This window comes from Uliginosibacterium sangjuense (genome assembly GCF_059132465.1).
Window position 1 is genome coordinate 1,817,987 of the sequence record NZ_CP101132.1, and the last position, 20,471, is coordinate 1,838,457.

At 63.7% G+C, this 20,471-nt stretch carries 17 protein-coding genes; 7 read left to right on the forward strand and 10 right to left on the reverse strand.

What is annotated here, in order from left to right:
* Window position 1: 1 nt before the first annotated feature.
* A complete protein-coding gene (locus tag NMB43_RS08295; protein ID WP_494351680.1) occupies window positions 2-538 on the reverse strand; it encodes an NUDIX hydrolase in 537 nt (178 codons plus the stop codon).
* A gap of 208 nt (window positions 539-746) precedes the next feature.
* Between NMB43_RS08295 and NMB43_RS08300 the strand changes: the two genes are divergently transcribed.
* From NMB43_RS08300 to motB, 5 genes are all read left to right on the forward strand, one after another.
* Window positions 747-2,729, forward strand: coding sequence for a GGDEF domain-containing response regulator (locus NMB43_RS08300; protein ID WP_494351681.1), 1,983 nt, complete (start codon window positions 747-749; stop codon window positions 2,727-2,729).
* Window positions 2,730-3,109: 380 nt separating this feature from the next.
* Window positions 3,110-3,427 (forward strand): flagellar transcriptional regulator FlhD, encoded by a 318-nt coding sequence (gene flhD / locus NMB43_RS08305; RefSeq protein WP_494351682.1) that lies wholly within the window; start codon window positions 3,110-3,112, stop codon window positions 3,425-3,427.
* Between the two features lie 12 nt (window positions 3,428-3,439).
* Window positions 3,440-3,988, forward strand: a complete 549-nt coding sequence (flhC, locus tag NMB43_RS08310) for a flagellar transcriptional regulator FlhC (RefSeq protein WP_494351683.1) — start codon at window positions 3,440-3,442, stop codon at window positions 3,986-3,988.
* A 173-nt stretch (window positions 3,989-4,161) separates the two neighbouring features.
* The gene (gene motA / locus NMB43_RS08315) at window positions 4,162-5,019 is read left to right on the forward strand and encodes a flagellar motor stator protein MotA (protein ID WP_494351684.1); all 858 of its coding nucleotides are present in this window, start codon (window positions 4,162-4,164) and stop codon (window positions 5,017-5,019) included.
* Window positions 5,020-5,049: 30 nt separating this feature from the next.
* Window positions 5,050-6,030: a flagellar motor protein MotB gene (gene motB, locus NMB43_RS08320; protein ID WP_494351685.1), complete on the forward strand. Its 981-nt coding sequence runs from the start codon at window positions 5,050-5,052 to the stop codon at window positions 6,028-6,030.
* Between the two features lie 6 nt (window positions 6,031-6,036).
* Here motB and pflA read toward each other — a convergent pair whose 3' ends face one another.
* The 8 genes from pflA to NMB43_RS08360 form a co-directional block, all read right to left on the reverse strand.
* Window positions 6,037-6,879, reverse strand: a complete 843-nt coding sequence (gene pflA / locus NMB43_RS08325) for a pyruvate formate-lyase-activating protein (protein ID WP_494351686.1) — start codon at window positions 6,877-6,879, stop codon at window positions 6,037-6,039.
* 152 nt (window positions 6,880-7,031) lie between these two features.
* Complete coding sequence (pflB, locus tag NMB43_RS08330; RefSeq protein ID WP_494351687.1) at window positions 7,032-9,293, reverse strand: formate C-acetyltransferase; 2,262 nt, start codon at window positions 9,291-9,293, stop codon at window positions 7,032-7,034.
* A 364-nt stretch (window positions 9,294-9,657) separates the two neighbouring features.
* The gene (locus tag NMB43_RS08335; protein ID WP_494351688.1) at window positions 9,658-10,551 is read right to left on the reverse strand and encodes a LysR substrate-binding domain-containing protein; all 894 of its coding nucleotides are present in this window, start codon (window positions 10,549-10,551) and stop codon (window positions 9,658-9,660) included.
* Window positions 10,552-10,673: 122 nt separating this feature from the next.
* Window positions 10,674-12,938 carry a glycoside hydrolase family 3 protein gene (locus tag NMB43_RS08340; RefSeq protein WP_494351689.1) on the reverse strand — a complete coding sequence of 755 codons (2,265 nt, stop codon included), beginning with the start codon at window positions 12,936-12,938 and terminating at the stop codon, window positions 10,674-10,676.
* Window positions 12,939-13,223: 285 nt separating this feature from the next.
* Entirely contained in the window at window positions 13,224-14,603 is a 1,380-nt protein-coding gene (locus NMB43_RS08345) for a tetratricopeptide repeat protein (RefSeq protein ID WP_494351690.1), read from the reverse strand.
* Window positions 14,569-15,426 (reverse strand): D-alanyl-D-alanine carboxypeptidase family protein, encoded by an 858-nt coding sequence (locus NMB43_RS08350; RefSeq protein ID WP_494351691.1) that lies wholly within the window; start codon window positions 15,424-15,426, stop codon window positions 14,569-14,571. Before NMB43_RS08350 ends, NMB43_RS08345 begins: the two co-directional genes overlap by 35 nt.
* A complete protein-coding gene (locus tag NMB43_RS08355; RefSeq protein ID WP_494351692.1) occupies window positions 15,416-16,372 on the reverse strand; it encodes a DUF3617 domain-containing protein in 957 nt (318 codons plus the stop codon). Before NMB43_RS08355 ends, NMB43_RS08350 begins: the two co-directional genes overlap by 11 nt.
* A gap of 345 nt (window positions 16,373-16,717) precedes the next feature.
* On the reverse strand, window positions 16,718-17,647 hold the full coding sequence (locus tag NMB43_RS08360; protein ID WP_494351693.1) for a LysR family transcriptional regulator: 930 nt from the start codon (window positions 17,645-17,647) through the stop codon (window positions 16,718-16,720).
* A 191-nt stretch (window positions 17,648-17,838) separates the two neighbouring features.
* Between NMB43_RS08360 and NMB43_RS08365 the strand changes: the two genes are divergently transcribed.
* Window positions 17,839-18,696 carry an SDR family oxidoreductase gene (locus NMB43_RS08365; RefSeq protein ID WP_494351694.1) on the forward strand — a complete coding sequence of 286 codons (858 nt, stop codon included), beginning with the start codon at window positions 17,839-17,841 and terminating at the stop codon, window positions 18,694-18,696.
* A 71-nt stretch (window positions 18,697-18,767) separates the two neighbouring features.
* Window positions 18,768-18,971, forward strand: a complete 204-nt coding sequence (locus NMB43_RS08370) for a hypothetical protein (RefSeq protein WP_494351695.1) — start codon at window positions 18,768-18,770, stop codon at window positions 18,969-18,971.
* A gap of 123 nt (window positions 18,972-19,094) precedes the next feature.
* Here the strand turns inward: NMB43_RS08370 and NMB43_RS08375 are convergent, their stop codons facing one another.
* Window positions 19,095-20,237: a glycosyltransferase gene (locus tag NMB43_RS08375; protein ID WP_494351696.1), complete on the reverse strand. Its 1,143-nt coding sequence runs from the start codon at window positions 20,235-20,237 to the stop codon at window positions 19,095-19,097.
* Between the last annotated feature and the right edge of the window lie 234 nt (window positions 20,238-20,471).

A 20,471-nucleotide genomic window follows, 5' to 3' on the forward strand; every position in this document is an offset into this window, starting at 1 on the left:
CCTAATTGGGCGGGGGAAGGTTCTCGATGCGGAAACGGTGGGAGCCGGTAAGCCGATCGGAAAAGTAATGGCGCAGGGTCACCGCCACCGAGCGGAAGGCGATCTCCTGCCACGGCACTTCGTCTTCCCTGAACAGGGCCACTTCCAGCGATTCCTCGCCAGGGCGGAAATCGAGGTCCAGCAGGCGGGCGCGGTACAGCATGTGAATCTGGCTGATGTGCGGCACGTTGACCAGGGTGAGCAACTCGATCAGCTCGACGCGCGCGCAGGCTTCCTCGGCTGTTTCGCGCAAGGCTGCTTGCGCCGTGGTTTCGCCCATCTCCATGAAGCCGGCAGGCAGGGTCCACATGCCGTGGCAGGGTTCGATGGCGCGCCGACACAACAGGATGCGGTCTTCCCATTCCGGCAGTGTGCCGATCACCAGCTTAGGGTTCTGGTAGTGGATTTCGCCACAGTTGTCACATACATGGCGGGGCAGGGTGTCACCGGCGGGGATGCGCAGGCTCACCGGGGAGCCGCATTTCGAGCAGAAGTTCATGATGGGCGTGCAGCGGGCTGATGCTTTCGCGTCCGGGCGACAGACCGCCACGGTCGATGCATTGTAACGAATGCCACCGGTGGTCGCCTGTGCCCGGTGCTGCCTTAAAGCTGAGCGTTTCCATGCCGATATCAGGACGGTAGGCCAGACACTGCCGTTCCGCCTCGGGCGGCTCCCTCAGCGCTGGCCTTGCGGAGAACAGCAAGAAATGCCGATCGACATGTCCAGGCTGGAGCAGCTCAAGGCTTCCGGCGACCTACCTTCTCCCAAGGGCGTGGCCCTTGCGATCATGCGCCTGACCCAGCAGGACGACCTTTCGATGGCCGAGCTGGCGCGCATCATCCGCACCGATCCGGCCTTCGTCGGGCGCCTGATCAAGGCTGCCAACGGGGTGATCGGTTATGGTCGTCGCCCGGTCGCCTCGGTGCAGGACGCCTTGACCGTGCTGGGTCTGCCGGCGGTACGCACCATGGCCCTGGGCTTCTCGCTGCTCACCAACTATCGCAGCGGCGCCTGCGAAGTGTTCGACTACAGCCGTTACTGGTCTGCCTCCCTGGTCAGCGCAGTCACCACCCAGGCGATTACGCAGCGCACCCGTGCTGCTGCGGTGGACGAGGTGTATTGCCTGGGCCTGCTGGCCCGCATCGGCGAGCTGGCGATGGCCACGCTCTATCCCAAGGATTACGCGCGCATCCTGCTCGACACGGCAGGCAAGGCGCCCAGCCTGCTGCTGGAGGAGGAAACCCGTGCCTTCGCCATGAATCACGCCGAGCTGGGTGCGGCCATGCTGGCTGACTGGGGGCTGCCGCGCGTGTTCACCGAGGGGGCCTACCACGCGCAGAGTTTCACCGAGACCGCTGCACCTGAGGGCTCGCGCGAACACACCATCGCGCAGACCCTGGCGATCGCACGGCAGATGGGCGACTTGTGCCTGGCGCAGGAGGATGTGCGGCCGGCCATGATGAATCGCCTGCTGGCCTTGTGCTCGCGCCTCTCGTTCGACGAAGAGACCACGACTGCCCTGTGCGACGGCGTGGTGCGTGAATGGGTGGAGTGGGGCGCCCTGCTGGATGTACATGCGGAGAGCCTGCCTCCCTTCGAGACCCTCAGCCGTTCTGCGCGGGAGACGCTGGGGGGCACCACCGGTGCCGACTCCGTGCCGGTGGTGACGCCGGCCGAACCCTCTGCGAGTACGCAAGCGGCGGCGGACCTGCCGCAGGTGCGTGTGCTGGTGGCCGAGGCTGAGCCTGGGCTACGTGCGCAGATCAAGCAGACCATGCTGGGGGCGGGCTACCAGGTGGCGGAGGCGGGTGATGCCGGGATGGCCATCGAGCTGGCACTGGATTTCCGCCCGGACATCTTGATTGCGGGCTGGGCCTTGCCAGACCAGAGCGGCCTGGAGCTGGTCACCAGCCTGCGCAAGACCCGCATCGGGCGCGGCATCTACGTGCTTGGCCTGGCGCCCCGGGTGGATGATGACTTGCTGATCGGTGCCTTCGAGGCCGGCGTGGATGACATGCTGGCCATGCCCCTCAATCCACGCCTGCTGCTGGCGCGGGCCGGCGCGGGGGTGCGCATGACGAGCCTGCAGGCGGAGATCGAGACCGACAAGGAGGAGATCCGCCACTTCGCGGCCGAGCTGGCGGTCAGCAACCGGCGCTTGCAGGAAGCCGCCCTGATGGATTCGCTCACCGGATTCCCCAACCGGCGCTTCTTCTCCGATCGCATGCTGCAGGAGTGGGCGGCCAGTTCGCGCAGCAAGCGCCCCTTGTCCTGCCTCATGATCGACATCGACCACTTCAAGACGATCAACGACACCTATGGCCACGATGTTGGCGACCTTGTGCTGCGTGCGGTGTCGCAGGCCATCCGCAAGGGTTTGCGGGTCAATGACGTGGTGGCGCGCACGGGTGGCGACGAGTTCCTCGTGATGTGCCCGGATACCGCGCTGGAGGCCGCCCTGGCCTGCGCCCGGCGGGTGCGGCAGGAGGTCGAGGATTGCGCCGTTACGCTTGAACGACCGATTGGCAAGGTGACGGTCAGCGTGGGCGTGGCGACGCGCGACACGGGCATCGTGGACCCCGATGCGTTGATCAAGCGTGCCGACCAGGGGCTGTACCTGGCCAAGCAGGCGGGGCGCAATGCGGTGGAGGCCATCCAGTTGCGGCCTCACAAGTTGTCAGAAGCCTGAGCGCTGCGGGAAACTGAGGCTTCTTTTGCTTGTTGTTCTGACGGCCCTGCAGGACATGGTTGTCTTATGATGTGTTGATCCTTTAGAAACAATGAGTTGTCGTCTGTTTCTCCCCTCTATGGCGGGGCTGAAAATTTTCCTAAAGTCGGCTCGCCGCCTGCCGTAAACCCTCAGCAAGGACGCTGAATGTGGGCGACCGAATACTGCTGAACTCCCTCTCCGGGCCAACCCTTGTAAGAGTAATTCTTACAAGGGTGTCTCCGTCTGTTGTTACACGTTTTTCCGACACTGCCTGATTGGTCGTCGTTACCCCTCAAAGGCAAACTGCCTCCCATGCCAGAAAGCATTTAGGCGCTGGCTGGCCCATCAGGGAGATCGACATGACCGGAACCAATATCAATAGTGAAATCCGCGAGTTGAATCTTGCCTACCTCATGCTCGCCCAACAGATGCTGGCGAGTGACCGTGAGTCGGCGATGTTCAAGCTGGGTTTGGGCGAGGATCTCGCCGACATCGTGGAGAAACTCTCTCCTGGCCAGATTCTGCGCATGGCCTCCAGCGATATGCTGCTGTGCCGCTTCCGCTTCGACGACACGATGCTGGTCAACCTGCTGACCAGCCATGAGCGTGACTCTTCGGTTTCGCGCATCCACGCCACCATTCTCGCGGCTGGCAAGCCTGTCGAGCACCTGGCCTGAGCGGAGGCGATCATGCGGATGAAGAGCCTGGTACAGGACGCACGCGAGACCCAGCTCGCCATGGAGATGATCGAGCTCGGCGCGCGCATGCAGATGCTGGAGTCGGAGACGGGCCTGTCGCGCGAGCGCCTGCTCAAGCTTTACAAGGAAATCCGCGGTGAATCGCCGCCCAAGGGCATGCTGCCCTTTTCCACCGACTGGTTCATTCCCTGGCAGCAGAACGTACATGCCTCGTTGTTCGTGTCGCTGCTGGGCTTCATCACCCGCAATACCGGCCTCACGGGCCTGGAAGCCACGCTCAAGGCCTTCCGCATGTATCGCGACTACACCATCGACAATGGCTTGGAGCAGGTGCTGAGCCTGACCCGTGCCTGGACCCTGGTGCGCTTCTTCGACGCCAAGATGCTGCAGACGGCCTGCTGTACCAAGTGCGGGGGCCATTTCGTCGCGCATGCCTACGATCCGACCAAGGGCTATGTCTGCGGCCTGTGCAACATTCCCGCGCGTGCCGGCAAGGGCAAGCGCGTGAGCCGCGATGAGGAAGTCCCACTCGCCAGTTGATTGTTCTCCAGTCTGACCTCCTCTCCTGCGTGGGGAGTTAAAGCCGCCGGCCCCGCCGGCGTTTTTTTTGGTGCATGGGGCATCGCATAGCCGTCAAGTTTCCTTTTCCGGGGCCGATACCCAACAGGGAGAGACGAGCCCGTTCCCACCGGGCGACAAGGGGATAAGCGCAGATGTTCCTGATCATTGGCTACGTGATCATCCTAGCCGCGTCAGTCGGCACTTACGCCATCCATGGCAGCCTCGCCGCCCTCTGGGTGCCGGCCGAGTACGTGGCCATCATCGGTTTGACCATCGGTGGTTTCGTGGCGGGCAACGGAATGAAGGCCATCAAGGCCACGCTCGGGGCGTTGCCCAAGGTGTTCAAGGGCTCTGGTGCCAACAAGGCGCTTTACGTCGACGTGCTGTCGATGTTGTTCGAGATCCTCGCCAAGGTGCGCAAGGAAGGGTTGATGTCGATCGAAAACGACATCGAGAACCCGGAAGGCAGTCCGATCTTCTCCAAGTACCCCAACGTATTGAAGGATCATCATGCGATTGAGTTCCTGACCGATTACCTGCGCATGATGGTGGGCGGCAATCTCAACGCTTTCGAGCTGGAAGGCCTGATGGACGTGGAGTTGGAGACCCATCACCATGAGGCGCACATGCCGGCGCACATCGTGGCCAAGGTAGGTGACGCGACGCCGGCCTTCGGTATCGTGGTGGCGGTGATGGGCGTGGTGAACGTGATGGGCTCGGTCGGCCAGCCGCCGGCAGTGCTGGGCAAGATGATCGGTGGTGCGTTGGTCGGCACCTTCCTCGGGATTCTCGTTTCCTATGGTTTCGTGCAGCCGATTGCCGGCCAACTCGAGCAGATATCGGAGGAGGAGGGCAAGATCTACCAGTGCATCAAGGTGGTCCTGCTGGCCAGCATGAGCGGCTACGCGCCGCAGGTGGCGGTCGAGTTCGGCCGCAAGGTGTTGTTCTCCAACGATCGTCCCAGCTTCAAGGAGCTGGAGGACGAGATCAAGAGTCGCAAGAACAAGTAAGCGGGCCGAGTACGGCGAGCGGACCAGGATATGAGCGACGATTCGCAACAGCCAATCGTAGTCAAGCGCATCAAGAAGGGCGGCGGCGGCGCGCACGGCGGCGCATGGAAGATCGCCTATGCCGACTTCGTGACGGCCATGATGGCTTTCTTTCTGCTCATGTGGCTGCTGGGCTCCACCACCAAGGGGGACCTCAAGGGGATCGCCGATTTCTTTCAGGCACCGCTGAAGGTGTCCCTCCAGGGCGGTCCTGGATCCGGTTCGGCGACGACGCCGGTGGAGGGCGGCGGGCAGGATCTGACCAAGTCGATCGGTGAGATTGCACGCAGCAATTACCGTGATCCGCAGCGCATGACCACGGTGCACATCACCCCGGAAGAGAAGGAAAAGGAGACGCTACGCGTTCAGGAGGAGCGTCAGCGCCTCAATGATCTCAAGGCCAAGATCGAGGCGATGATCGAGGCGCGTGCCGACATGCGCCAGTTCAAGAACCAGATCCTGATGGACATGACTTCCGAGGGTTTGCGCCTGCAGATCGTCGATGAGCAGAACCGGCCGATGTTCGATTCCGCCAGCTCGCAGTTGAAGCCCTATACGCGGGTCATCCTGCAGGCGCTGGGCACCTTGCTGAACCAGGTCGACAACCGCATCAGCATCTCCGGCCATACCGATGCGGCACTGTACGCAGGCGGCGACCGTGGCTTCTCCAACTGGGAGTTGTCGTCCGAGCGGGCCAATGCCTGTCGGCGCGAGCTGATCGCCGGCGGCATGAACGAGAACAAGGTGGTGCGTGTCGTCGGCTTGGCATCCTCGATCCCGCTCGATACCAACGACCCGTTCAGTGCGATCAACCGTCGCATCAGCATCGTGGTGATGAACCAGAAGGCCGCCGATGCACTGATCCAGGCCTCGCGTGAGGAAGTGCCGGCCAGCGAGTTCATCAACAGCCAGACCGCACCGTCGGCCAGCCCGCCGGGACAGGGCGCGACGCCACCGGCACGCGCCCCCTGAGCAGCCTTAGCCGGGGCAGTTCAAACCGGCAGCACGGAAGATCTCGCGCGCCTTGGCCACCGATTCCTGTGTCGGTGCGCTGACCTCGCCCAGTTCATACTTCATGCCCATCTGTTCCCACTTGAACTTGCCAAGCTGGTGGAAGGGCAGGATTTCGGCGCGTTCCACATTGCCCAGGCTGGCCGCGAACTTCGCCACCCCTTCGATGTTGGCTGGATCATCGGTGTAACCCGGCACCAGCACGAAGCGCAGCCACATCGGGCGCTTGCGCTCGGCCAGGCGGCGGGCGAAAGCCAGCACCGGCTCGACCGGCTTGGCCGTCACCTTCAAGTGGGTCTCCGGGTCCCAGCTCTTGATATCCAGCAGGAACAGGTCGATCTCGTCGAGCTCGGCATCGCTGAGCTTGTCGCCGAGAAAGCCATTGGTGTCCAACGCCGTGTGCAGCCCCATCTCGTTGGCGCCGCGCAGGATGTTCATGACGAAGCGATCCTGCACCAGCGGTTCGCCCCCCGAGAGGGTGAGCCCACCGCCGGCCAGGCGCAGGAAATCTGCGTACTTGCGCAGCTCGTCCAGGATGTCGTCCACGCAGACGAGTTGCCCGTGCTTGAGTTTCCAGGTGTCCGGGTTGTGGCAGTAGAGGCAGCGAAACTCGCAACCCGTGGTCCAGAACACCACGCGCATGCCCGGGCCATCGACGGCGGAGCCGGTTTCTTCCGAGTGCAGGAAGCCCCACCGGCCCTCGCGAGCGAGGCGATAGGCCTCGTCATCGGCCATGTCGCTGTGATCGACCTGACGCAGCTCGAAGCGGCTGCCCTTGAGCGAGGGTTTCTGGATATCGGGAGTGGTCATGACGAATCCTGCTGGCAATAAGGGGCGGGTGAATCAGTCAGTGTGCTGGCCTGGACAAAACAAAGGCCGCACCGAAGTGCGGCCCGTGCTACTGATTATACGGAGCAGCGGCAGCCTGCGGGCGCGCCAGTCGGCCCGCCCGCAGGGCCTTATCAAACCTCGCCGTGGAAGGTGCGGTTGATGACGTCGAGCTGTTGCTCCTTGGTGAGCTTGATGAAGTTCACCGCGTAGCCGGACACACGGATCGTGAGCTGCGGATACTTTTCCGGGTTCTCCATCGCATCCACCAGCATGTCGCGGTTGAGCACGTTGATGTTGACGTGGAAACCGGTGGTGCCGAAGAAGCCGTCCAGCGAGCGGGCCAGGTTGACGACCTGGTCATCGCGCGTCGAGCCCAGACCGCTCGGCACGATGCTGGAGGTCATCGAAATCCCGTCCTGACAGTGCTCGTACGGAATCTTGGCAACCGACATGGCCGAGGCCACGAAGCCCAGTTTGTCGCGACCGTGCATCGGGTTGGCGCCCGGGGCGAAGGGTTCGCCCTTGCGACGACCGTCCGGCGTGTTGCCGGTGCTCTTGCCATACACCACGTTGGAGGTGATGGTCAGCACGGATTGCGTGTGCAGGGCGTCGCGATAGGTGCGGTGCGTGCGCAGCTTGTTCATGAAGGTTTCGGCCAGCCAGGTTGCGAACTGGTCGACGGCATCGTCGTTGTTGCCGAACTTCGGGAAGTCGCCTTCGGTGATGTAGTCGGTCACCAGACCGGTCTCATCACGCACCACCTTGACCTTGGCGTACTTGATGGCGGACAACGAGTCGGCCACCACCGACAGGCCGGCGATACCGAAAGCCATGGTGCGCAGCGGGTTGTAGTCGTGCAGCGCCATCTCGATGCGCTCATAGGCGTACTTGTCGTGCATGTAGTGGATGCAGTTCATCGCATTCACATAGGTGCGCGCCAGCCAGTCCATGGCGATGTCGTAGTTCTTCATCACGGCATCGAAGTCAAGCACGTCGCCCTTGACGGGTTCGAAGGCCGGCATGACCTGGTCACCGGTGATCTCGTCACGGCCGCCGTTGATGGCGTACAGCATGCACTTGGCGAGGTTCACCCGGGCGCCGAAGAGCTGCATCTGCTTGCCCACGCGCATCGCGGACACACAGCAGGCGATGGCGGTGTCGTCGCCCCAGGCCGGGCGCATCAACTCGTCGGATTCGTACTGGATCGAGCTGGTGTCGATGGAGACCTTGGCGCAGAACTTCTTGAAGCCTTCCGGCAGCTTCGGCGTCCAGAACACCGTCATGTTGGGTTCCGGTGCCGGCCCCAGGTTGTACAGGGTCTGCAGGTAGCGGAACGAGGTCTTGGTCACCAGCGGACGGCCGTCTTCCGACACGCCGCCCAGGGATTCCGTCACCCAGGTCGGGTCGCCCGAGAACAGGGCATCGTATTCCGGCGTGCGCAGGAAGCGCACGATACGCAGCTTGATGACGAAGTCGTCGATGATTTCCTGTGCTTGCGATTCGTTCAGCGTGCCTTCGGCGAGGTCGCGCTCGAAGTAGGCGTCGAGGAAGGTGGAAGTGCGGCCCAGCGACATGGCGGCGCCGTTCTGTTCCTTCACCGCGGCGAGGTAGCCGAAGTACAGCCATTGCACGGCTTCCTTGGCGGTGGCGGCGGGCTTCGAGATGTCGAAGCCGTACTTGGCGGCCATCTCCTTCAGTTCGCCCAGGGCCTTGATCTGCTCGGACAGCTCTTCGCGGTCGCGGATGATCTCGTCGGTCGAATGCGCGCCGTCGATGGATTTCTTCTCGAGCTTCTTGGCTTCGATCAGGCGATCGACACCGTACAGGGCGACACGGCGATAGTCGCCGATGATGCGACCGCGGCCGTAGGCGTCGGGCAGGCCGGTCACGATGTGCGAACGGCGGGCCTTCAGCACGTCGGCCGGGTAGGCGTCGAACACGCCCTCGTTATGGGTCTTGCGGTACTTGGTGAAGATCTCGGCGACCTTCGGATCGACCGGGAAGTTGAAGGCCTTGAGGCTGTTCTCCACCATGCGCCAGCCGCCGTTCGGGAAGATCGCGCGCTTCAGCGGCGCTTCGGTCTGCAGGCCGACGATGACTTCGTTGTCGCGGTCGATGTAACCGGCGTCGTGTGCGGTGATCGAGGACGGGATCTGCGACACGTCCAGCACGCCGCGTTCGCGCTCCTTCACGAACAGCTCGGACAGCTTGTTCCAGATGCCGGTGGTACGCGGCGTGGCGGGCGCCAGGAAGCTGTCGTCGCCTTCATAGGAGGCCACGTTCTTCTGGATGAAATCACGCACATTGACGAGCTGCTGCCATTCGCCGCTTTTGAAACCGCGCCAGGCGTGAGCCAGTGCTCCGTCGAGGGGGGGGTTATCGCGTTCAGACATGATGCCTCCTTGGTAGGTCGAAATCAGTAAGCCCGGGTGGGGCCAACGGACTGTTTTCTCTCGTGAAGAACCGTCCGTTATTGCGTAATGCAGTATGCGCTTTCGGCATGTGAAATTATTGACACCGGTCAAATCCAGAAATAATCGCCATATAAATCAATCAATTACATTGCTTTATCTGGCGATGGATTCTGCTTCTGGTGCGTCGCAATATCCTGCAAATTCAAAAACCTGGGCGAGGGTCTCTCGTGTTGGCACGGAAACATCCAGTATAGGAAGCATTGTTCTGGCTGACATGCGAAACGCCTAGGAGCCGCTTTCTTTCACGGACCGGGCGCAGCTTATCCGGTTCAGGTGGCGGGCGTCAGTCTATCGCGATCCCGCGCGCGGCCCGGTATTCGCGCACCGTCCGCAGCATTTCCTGCAGCAAGGGATTGGTCTCCTGGCGGCGGTAGCCACAATGGAGGTACATCGCAGGCTGGCTGTCGTCCTCCAGCGGGCGATAGACGAGGTCGGGCAACTGCATGTCGGCCATTGAGGCCGGCACGAAGGCGATGCCGAAGCCGCCGGCGGCCAGGATCGCGGCCGAGATCATGTCGGCTGCGTACTGTGTGACGTTGGGCTGCAGGCCGTGGCGTTGGAACAAGGGACTGCTGCGCTGGAGGACCCGACCCAGCTCGCCGATCATTTCCTGCCCCGCGAGCTGGGGGACGCGGATGCTGGCGTGGGCGGCCAGCGGATGGTCCTTGTGGAGGGCAAGCATCATCGGCTCGCGGTCGACGAGTTCGACCGCGATGTCGTCGGATTCAGCAATGTAACGGTCGAAGGCGATCAGGATGCGGCCCTGGCGCAGCGCTTCGAGCTGTGGTCCCTTGGGCGCGCTCTGCAGGGCCAGCTCCACGTCGGGGTGCTTGGCCGCGAAGGCCCGCAGGATGCGGGGCACCACGTTGAGCATGGCCGTACCGTAAACACCCACTTCGATGCGGCCCAACTGGCCGGCTGCCACGCGCCTGGCTTGCAGCGAAGCCAGCTCGACATGGGCTTTGATGTTGCGCGCGTGCTCCAGCAGCAGGGCACCGGCCTGGGTCAGCTCCACCCCTGAGGTGGTGCGGTGGAAGAGTTGCACGCCGAGGTCTTCCTCCAGACTCTGGATATGGCGCGTCAGCGGGGGTTGCGAGATGTGCAGGCGGGCGGCGGCACGGCTGATGTTGCCTTCTTCGGCGACTGCGATGAAGTATTTGAGCTGGCGTATTTCCATGGGGGCGATACTGGGGGAGCGGTGAGGCGGATGCAATACGGTGCCTGCGCCATTTGTGTCTGTTTCCGGCTTCCAAAGCAGAAGGCCGCCCCGCAGGGCGGCCTTTTCGGGTTGGAGCCGGTTTAGTAGCTGAGGCCGTAGCCGAAGGGGTAGAGCGTGTCGGCGGACGGGTAGCCGGGTACGTCGGGCTGATTGTCGATGACGGCCTGCAGGTTGCTGGCCAATGCGAAAGGCATTCTGCCCTGCGGCTTGAACTTGCCGCTCAAGACCTCCAGCAGTGCCGTGTCGCTGACGCCGAAGGTGGCAACGATGGCCCCGGCGTCCTTGGCGCCGCTGGCATCATCCAGCACATACGGTGCGCGGAAATAGATGCTCAGCACGACCTTCTTCGCGTCCCCGATTTCGGCCATGACGGCTTTGATGTCGGCCAGCGAGGGCGTCATCGTGCGCGAACTCGCCGTCGCAATGGTGGAGAGCGACAGCATGTTGTTCTCCCACGGCAGGGCGCCACCGAACATCAAAGCCGTATCCGAGCAGGTGGTATTGATCAGGGGGAACATCACGCAGGGGTCTTCGCTGCCCCAGGTTTTGCCCGTCAGCGGGTTTAGGAAGGCGGGGTTGGCACCGGTCGTTGCGCTCTTGCTGGAATAGGCCGAGCCGGCATCGCGGATCAGGACGCGGATGATGGCGTAGTCGTGCCCCGCCGCGCTGGGCCGCACCGCAGGCGCCGTGACGTTGCCGTCGGTGACCACGTAGCCGTACTTCTCCACGTCCGACTTGCCCATGCCGATCGTGTAGACCTTGGCGCCGGCCGCGAGCGGAAGGGTCTTGCTGCCCGTGCCCATGTCCTTGTTCTGCAGCAGGACGACCGACTTCTTCTGCATCTCCATGCCTTTGGCGCGGTTGGCGTCCGAGCCGATGGTGGCGTTGGCCTTGTCTGCGTCTACGTAAGGATTCTCGAACAGGCCGAGCTTGAACTGCTCCAGCAACAGGCGCCGTACCGCCTCATTGACACGGGAGGTGCTGACTTGGTTTGCCGCCACCAGATCGGTGATCGTCTTGTTCGTGTGGTAGCCCGAGAGCGTATCGGTGCCGCCATTGATGGCTGCCGCCACGCGCTCCGGCACGGTCTTGTCTTCCAGGCCCCAGGCGCGAGCGTCGATGATGCCGGTGTCGGAGTTCACATAGCCCTTGAAGCCGAGCTTGCCGCGCAGCAGGTCGGTGACGATCTGCTTGGAGAAGGCCATGCCGACCTGGTCGTACTTGACCCCTTCGTAGGTCACGTTAATCGGCACGCCGTAGTAGGGCATGATCGAGGACACGCCAGCGTCGATGGCCGACATGAATGGCTTCAGGTGATAGCCGAAGTTGTTGCCCGGGTACACCTGGTTCTTGCCGAAGGAGTAGTGCGGGTCCAGTCCCAGCTCCTGCGGACCGCCGCCCGGGAAATGCTTCATCGTCATCGCCACCGCCGTCTTGGGGCTGATGGGGCCGCCCTGCAAGCCCTCCACCAGCGCCTTCATGATGTTGGCGTTGAGGTCGGCATCCTCGGTGAAGGTCTCGTGCACGCGGTACCAGCGCGGCTCGGTCGCCAGGTCGGCCATGTAACCGTACATGGCGCGGATGCCGACGGCGTTGTATTCCTGGCTCATGACCTCGCTGAAGGTCTTGATCACCGACATGTCGCCCACCGTGGCCTTGCCGGTCTTCAGGTATTCCTCACCCAGGGCGGCGGCGGCGAGACCGGCTTCCTTGGGGAATTCGGTGAAGGCGCCAGCACCGGCCGAGATGCCGAAGCGCGGATCGGTCTCGTAATGGTTGCGTGCGTTGTCCTTGAACACGACCGGGATGCCCAGCGGCATGGCCTCGGCCAGTTCTTGGATGGAGTTGGAAAACTGTGCGAGTTGCTGCGGCGTGACCACGTAGCCGCCGCGTGCGTTGGCTGGTGCCGAGGCGCAGGATTCCGCCGTGGCCTTGGCCGTGGTGCGCAGGATGAAACGGTTCATCTTCTGCGTCTGCACATAGTCGAGCGCGGTACTCGTCACGGCGCCCTGGCAGCCGGAGTTTAGCGTGTCGATCATCATCATGCCGGTCTTCTCTTCCAGCGACATGCGCGGGAGGAGGTCGTCGGCGCGTTGCTCGGCGGTGAGGCGCCAATCCTCGTAGGCGTCGAGGCGGCCATTGGCATTGAGATCCTTGAACTGCAGCCCGTCCGCCGTGATGATCGGCTTAGCGCGGGCGCTCAGCGCGACCTGAGTCGGCGCGGCCGGCGTGTCGTCGTTGCCCGATCCACCGCAGGCGGCCAACAGGACCGTGCTGCCGGCGAACACGATTCCCAGGCGGCGTGCCCGAGCCCTGGCGGGCGCTGCGTATTTGCTGCTTTTCATTGCATCTCCTCGACTGACTGATTATTCGCATGGCATGGAAGACGGGGCTTCCGAAGCCGCTTGAATCATTGCCGAGGGTTTTTTGCGCATCCAATGCTGAAATCTTTGAGCGCAATACCTTATTTGGTATGGCAAAACATATATAAGAATTGGAATGGTAGATGGCTTGGGCGTTTGCGCGGGAGCGCCATGTCGCCTTGTGAGGGCCCGGCTTGAGCACCTGTCGGTGTAAACCACTAGCTCAAATGGGGGAGATGCCCTCATTGAATCGCGCCAGAAACTGGCTCAAGGGCTCTTTGCCTTGCCCAGTTCGCGCTGGAGATCCATCACGCCCAGGTTGATGCGTGCCTGTTCGAAGGCAGGGTCCAGCTCCAGCGCCCGGTGGTAGGCCGCTGCTGCCATTGCGTGCTCGCTCTGCTGGCGCAAGGCGTAGCCCAGGTTGTTCCAGGGCCGTGGCTTGTCAGGCGATTTGCGCACGGTATCCACCCACAGCGCGACTTCGCTGCGGTAGTCGTGATTGCGCACAGCGGTGGCGGTGGCCAAGCCAAGTGTCAGTAGCAGCCCGAGCCAGGGCGTGGCGCGCGGTTGCCACGCGGCCAGCCTGGCGACGGCGGCCGCCCACAGCCAGGCCGGACCGATCAGGGCCAGGTAGAGGTGGCGATCGTTTGCCAAGTCCAGGCGTGGCAGCACGGTGTGTGTCGGTACGAACTGCAGCAGGCAGACCAGCACGGCGAGGCTGGCACCTGGCGTGCGGCGCAGCATGGCGAGCGCCAGCGCGGCGGTGGCGATCAGCAAAGCGCCCTGCAGCGCGAGTAGCGGCGTGAGCGCCGCCGGCGCGCGCAGGTCGGGGTCAATGTTCAGATGTAACAGAAGCAGGGGGCGCGTTAGCAGGTAGGCGATGCCGTGCAACCCGGCCAGCAGATTGCTGCCGGTGTCGCGCAGGGCAAGGCTGAAGTCGAGCAATTCGCGGTAGCGTGGCAGCGCGAGCATGACCACCAGGCCAAGCGCCAGTACGCCCCACAGTGGCGCCGTGGCCTGCAGGGCCTGGCGCCAGGAGCCGACCGGCTGGCGTGCGTATTCCCATAGCATCAGCGTCAGCGGCAAGGTGACCGCTGTTTCCTTGCTCGCCAGCGCAGCGAGAAACAGCGCGGTGCAATGCGCGCGCCGATGGCGGCTCGCACTGCTCCAGGCGAGGCAGGCTGCGAGGTAGAAGAAGCTCATCAAGGACGCCGAGCGCCCGGCGAGGTAGCTCACCGCTTCGGTCTGTGCCGGATGCAGCGCGAACACGGCGGCGCCCGCCAGTGCGGCCAGGGCTGGCAGAGAACGGCCGGGCCAGCGTCGCAGCAAGACGAACACCATGCCGGTGTTGGCCAGATGCAAAACGAGGTTCGTGAGGTGGTAGGCGAAACTGGAGCGGCCCAGCTCAGCGTTCAGCGCATAGCTCAGCTTCAGCAGCGGGCGGATGCCCGGCATGGCCGCCCACCAGCCCTGCAGGTCGCGTGCACCGTGGTAGTGGGCGAAGGCCACGAAGTCGTCGAACTGGAAGGGCGTGTGCAGGCTGTTGGCATAGGCCGCGATGCTGAGCAGGGCCAGCAGGATCAGCCCGCGCACGGCCTGGCGCGGGACGTCCTCAGCGGGCGAGGGGCGTGGGGCGGCCTGCATCATCGAACTGGGCGAACACATAGTCGAGCAGCGAGGTGGCGTCCCACCAGCGGTCGCGCGCATCGAGCAGCACGGCCAGCACGCGGTGCCCCTTGCGCTCGGCCAGAACGATCAGGCAGTCGCCGGCCTGGGTGGTGCGACCCGTCTTCACGCCCAGCAGGCCTGGGTAGTAGTCGAGCATCGCGTTGGTGCTGCGGTAGGCGAGCTGACGTCCCCCCTGAGTGGTGAGCTTGCCCTCGCGCCATTGCACGCGCTCGGCAAACTCGGGTCGGGCCAGTGCGGCCTGCGCGAGTTTCAGGAGGTCAGCCGCGCTGCTGTGGTGGCCAGCTGCGTCGAAGCCACACGCATTGACGAAATGGGTGTCGCGCAGGCCCAACTCGGCGGCACGCGCGTTCATGCGTGCGACGAAGCGGGCCTCGTTGCCGCTATGCCATTCGGCCAGTGCCAGGCAGGCATCGTTGGCCGATCGCACCAGGGCTGCACTGAGCAGGTCGCCCACGCTGGCACGCTCTCCCTTGCGCAAACCGAGCCGCGAGCCGCCACTGCCGGCCGCCCGTATGCTGATTGTGGTGCGGGCTTGCAGTCCGCCGCGCTCGATGATCAGCAAGGCCGTCATGATCTTGGTCAGGCTGGCGGGAGGGAGCGCTTTGTCTGCTGCGACGGACCACAGGGGCTCGCCGTCCAGCGCGACGGCGACCGCGTCGGCGATGAGTGGCAGCCCGCGCGGGGGCATGGGCTGTGCCGTGGCGCATGGCGCCGTCGCGCCGCAGGCCAGCCCCAGCAGCAGGGCGCAGAGCCGGCGCCGCAGTGCGCGATCAGAAGCCAAGCAGGCCTTTCAGCTTGCTGGCGCCATCCTTGATCAAGGCCTCGGTGCTGGCGGGGGCCGGGGCGTTGCTGGTGGCGGAGCGATTGTTCTGCCAGCGGTCGGCGGCGTACTTCTGGCACACCGGGCCGTAGGGGCTACTCATCACCACGGTGTAGCTGCGACCTTCGCAGTTGGTCGCCGCCACTGCTTGCGCCTCGGCTGGGCAGTGGTTGGCGACGAAGCCCCAGTTGCTGGTGGAGACACCGTCCTTGCAGGCAGCAGGCAGCAGGCCAGCGGTGGCGATGCCGCAGAAGCCGAAAGCGCCCTCCAGACCGGCGCCCCCGCGATGCTTGGTGTAACCCTCCGCGGTGCCGAGGCTGCGGCCCAGCCCGCTCAGGTCGCTACAGAACTCCTTGCGCTGCGACTCGCACGGGCCGCCCTTGTCGAGGCCTTGCCAGTAGCGGGCCTGCAGCATGCCCTTGCAGCTCTGGCTCTGCGCGTCGGCTGCCTGTTTCTGAGCGGCGGCGGTTGCGGCCGCGACGTCAACGGCGTCGCAGGTGCCCAGTTTCTTGGCCGACCAGGTTTGCGTCATGTCGATGTCCTGCCCATCCATCTTCCCCTTCATGCGCATGCTGCCGTTGCTGGCATTCGGGCCGGTGGAGATGATTTCGGCCGAGCCGGTGAGCTGGCCGCCCTGGCAGGAGACGTTGAAGCTGGTGCGGTTGCCGCTGCGCTTGAGGTCTTTCATCACACAGTCGCCCTGGTCGGGCTGGGCCATCTTTTCCTGCTGGCCCTTGGGAGTACAGACCTGCTGTGTGCGGGCCGGCATGTCCATGCCGGGCATCTTCATGCTGGTGGTCATTTCCCACAGCTCGCCCTCGACGGCATGTGCCGCACCGGCACACAGGGCGAAATTCAGGAACAGGGTGGCGGGCATCGTGGCGGCGATGCGGAAGGTCGACGTCATGGTATTGCGCTCCGTGGATGGGGCCCGGTTGGCGCGATGGAATGATTGTGGGCGCCGGGGCGGTAAAACGTGTAGCCGGAGCTTAGCACCGGGTGGAGGCGGTGCTGCGTGCTTATGGAATTCTTAGGGTGCGCGATATGGCATGTGGGTACGGGGGCTGCTGGCCGCAACGCCTGGAATGCCGCGCAGACATGGGCTGTGCACGAAGACGCTGCGGTCTGTGACGGCCCGCCTGCCCGGGTGGGCAGACGCCCGTTTGGGTCTCCTGCACACGATGTCCCTCAGGCCCATGAGGGCGGCAATACACCCTCTTTCGCCAAAGACAGACAACGAGCGCCTGTTGTGTCACTGCACGTGGGCGACGGGGCGGGAGCCATGCTCTGCCGCCAAGCGCGGGTCGCGGAAGCGTCGCAGCACCGCCAGTACCGACTGCAGCAGCGGTGAAGGCTCGCCTTTCAGGTAGTAGCAATGCAGGTCCATGCAGGCTCCTTGGCCTGGTTGCAGTGGGCGATAGACGAGGTTGGGCAGTTGCAGGTTGAGCATGGAGCTGGGTACCAGCGCACTGCCGAAACCGGAGGCTACCAGCGCGGTGCCGGTGATCATGTCTTCCACCTCCTGCGCTACGTGTGGCTCGAAGCCATGTTTCCGGCACAGTTCCAGCACGATGTTGGCAGTGTCGGAGCCGGGCTGACCGCCGAGGATCAGTTGTTCGTCGCGGAGTTGCTCGATGGCGATGTTCTCCTGCGCGGCCAAGGGGTTGCGCGTATTCAGCGCGACCACGAAGGGCTCGCGCGCCACCACCTCGATGGCGATGTCGGGCTCCACCGGCAGGTAGCGGTCGAAGGCGAGCAGCGCCCGGCCTTGCCGCAGAGCCTCGATCTGCAGCGTGCGGTGGGTGTTGTGCAGCACGATCTTCACATCGGGGTAGAGGCCGGTGTAGGTCGACAGAATCTCCGGCACGATCTGCAGCACGCCGGAACCGAAGATGCCGATGTCCAGCCGGCCGACCTGTCCCTTGCCTGCGCGCTGCGCGCGGTCGGTGGCCTGGTCAACCAGGGCGCGGATGTTGCGCGCATCCGCCAGCAGGATCTCGCCGGCTTGCGTCAGCTCCACGCCGCGTGGTGTGCGGATGAAGAGTTGCGCGCCCAACTCCTCCTCCAGCATCTGGATCTGGCGCGTCAGCGGCGGCTGCGAGATAGCCAGCCGCGTGGCCGCGCGGCCGATGTTGCGCTCTTCGGCAACGGCAATGAAATACCTCAGTTTGCGAATGTCCATTGCGGTCTCCAGGCGGCCGATGTGGTGCGTCTGAAGATATACCTAATAGGTATCGAGAAGAACAAATTTTGAATTGGACGGTATGGATATTCTCCGCGATGCTGATACGAGAAGAGCGCCGGCCTTGATCCGGCGACCCCAGGGACGCCCCCGAGCTCATCCCATTCGTTCATCGCAAAAGGAAGATAACCATGCAAGTTCCTCTCTCAGTCGATCTGTCCGGAAAGGTAGCCGTCGTCACCGGTGGTGGTGGCGTGCTGTGTGCCGACATGGCACGTGCCTTGGCCGCCTGTGGTGCCAAGGTCGCCATCCTCGATCTCAAGCTTGATGCTGCCGACACGGTGGCTGCAGTGATCCGCAAGGACGGTGGCGAGGCCATCGGCCTGCAATGCAACGTACTTGAGCGCGCCTCGGTGCAGAAGGCCGCCGATGACGTGGCTGCTGCGTTCGGTCCGTGCGACATCCTGATCAATGGCGCTGGCGGCAATCACCCGAAGGGTACGACCAGCAACGAAACCCTGTCGCTGGACGATCTCGGCAATACCGATCCGGCCAAGGTCACCTTCTTCGACATGGACCTCGAAGGCTTCCGCTTCGTGTTCGACCTCAACTTTGTCGGCTCGCTGCTGCCCTCGCAGGTGTTCGCGCGCCACATGGTCGGCCGCCAGGGCTGCTCGATCCTGAACATCTCGTCGATGAACGCTTTCCGTCCGCTGACCAAGATTCCGGCTTACAGCGCCGCCAAGGCCGCGGTCAGTAACTTCACCCAGTGGCTGGCGGTGCACATGGCGCCGGTCGGCGTGCGGGTGAACGCCATTGCCCCGGGCTTCTTCGTGACGCATCAGAACCACGCGCTGCTGTTCGACAAGGAAGGCCAGCCCACCGCGCGCGCCGGCAAGATCCTGGCGCATACCCCGATGGGTCGGTTCGGTGAGTCCAGCGAGTTGCTGGGTACGCTGCTATGGCTTGCCAGCGACCAGGCTTCAGGCTTCGTCAACGGCATCGTGGTGCCGGTCGATGGTGGCTTCTCGGCCTACTCGGGCGTGTAACGCAAATCGTGTATTCGGGCCTGACCGGCTCCCAGAGAGAGCCGGCATGCCCGTCAAACCAGGAGGACGCCATGTTCGTATGGATCGTTTGGGGTGAGGCAGAAGGCCTGCTGGCCGCCTTTTCATCGGAGCAGCGCGCGCGCGCTTTCATCCTCCGCCATGACGCGGCGGCGCAATGGTCCTGCCAGCGCGTCTGCGTGAATGTGGAAGATGGATTCCGGTTCGGCGAGAACGTGGCGCAGCCGGCCGGCCTGTGTGTCGGCGCGTTGAACTGAGGCGTCTTGGGGCAAGGCTTTGCGCCGACCCGGGCCGCGTATGAAGGCCGGCTGAGCGGGCTTGCGCAGAGTTCTTAGCTTTGCGGCGCGGCGGCTTGATTCAGGCGTGCTGCCGCGTTGCGTTCAGGCGCAGTAGCGCAGGTACTGACGCGCCGCATAGTCCGCCGAGAACCGGCGCAGGTGGTGTTCGGTGATCTCAGGGTAATGCTGCAGGGCCTGTTCGATGCGATCGCGCATCGTCTCGTGGTCGTTGCGCGGGCACAGAAAGCGTGCCAGGTCGCCGGTCAGGATTTCCCGCGGCCCGGTCGGGCAATCGGTGCTGACGACGGGAGTGCCGAGGATCAGGGATTCGATCACCACAGTGGGCAGGCCTTCGCTGTCGGAGGCCAGCACCAGGAGGTCGGCCTGGGCTACCCAAGGGAAGGGGTTCTGCTGGAAGCCCGGCATGACGACCTGCTCGGTGAGATCCAGCTCGGCGATCAACTGCAGGATCTGCGCTTGCCATCGACGGTCGGAATCGGTGTAGGCCGCGCCCAGCAGCACCAGTTTGTGCGTATGGCGGGCCTGGCTGGCCGCGAAGGCGCGGAGCAGCACATCCTGGCGCTTGCGCATCTCCAGCTTGGCCACACATACGATGTATGGGTCGGTGATGGGCGGCCGGTAGGCTTCGCCCTGCGCTCTGAGCTTGTCGAAGTCGAACGGGTTGTAGATGGTCGTGATGGAGGAGGGGAGAACGCCGACCTCTTCGACGATCTCCTTCTGCAGTGCGTGCGAGACCGTGATGATGGGACGGTGCGAGTACTCGTGGCGGAACCGGTGCAGCCAGCGGAACTGGCGGATCAACCGTTTGAGGCCGGTCTTGTTGCCGATCTTGCTGTTCAGGTACTCCACCATGGAGTTGCGGTAACGGATATAGACCCGGGGCAGCTCGGCAAGGCGGGAAACACGGTCCGAGTCTTCGGCGTTGGAAACGAAGAAGCTGAAGGCCTGACCGTCGCATTCGATCTGTTTGACGACCTGTCTCAAGCGCTGTGCCAGCAGCCATTTGTTGAGGGGGCGCCAGCGGCTCAGTGCCCCGTCTTCGGACAAGGCATGCAAGTGGATGTCGGCCGGCAGCGCATGGTGCACCTCGCGTCGCAGCAGGATGATATGAACTTCGTGCCCCAGCTCTGTGAAGGCCTGGGCCAGGTTCAGCACAACGCGCTCGGCTCCTCCGCCGATCAAGGAGTCGATCAGCAGCCCGATGCGTTTGTGCGTGCGAGGCAAGGACAAGCTGTGAGGCGTATTGGCGAGGCGCGCCGCTTGCGCCGTGAGGGGAAGACTGTGTTGCATGGCTGGCGTAGCGATCGGGTGATCGCAGAGGTCACTGGCAATGACACCATGCTAGCCGTGAAATACTTAACAAGTTTTGAGCAAGTGTAAGTATTAGTAAGACATTAAGGATTCCTGCCCAATATTTGCCTGACCAAACAAAAAGGGCAGCGTCCATGGACGCTGCCC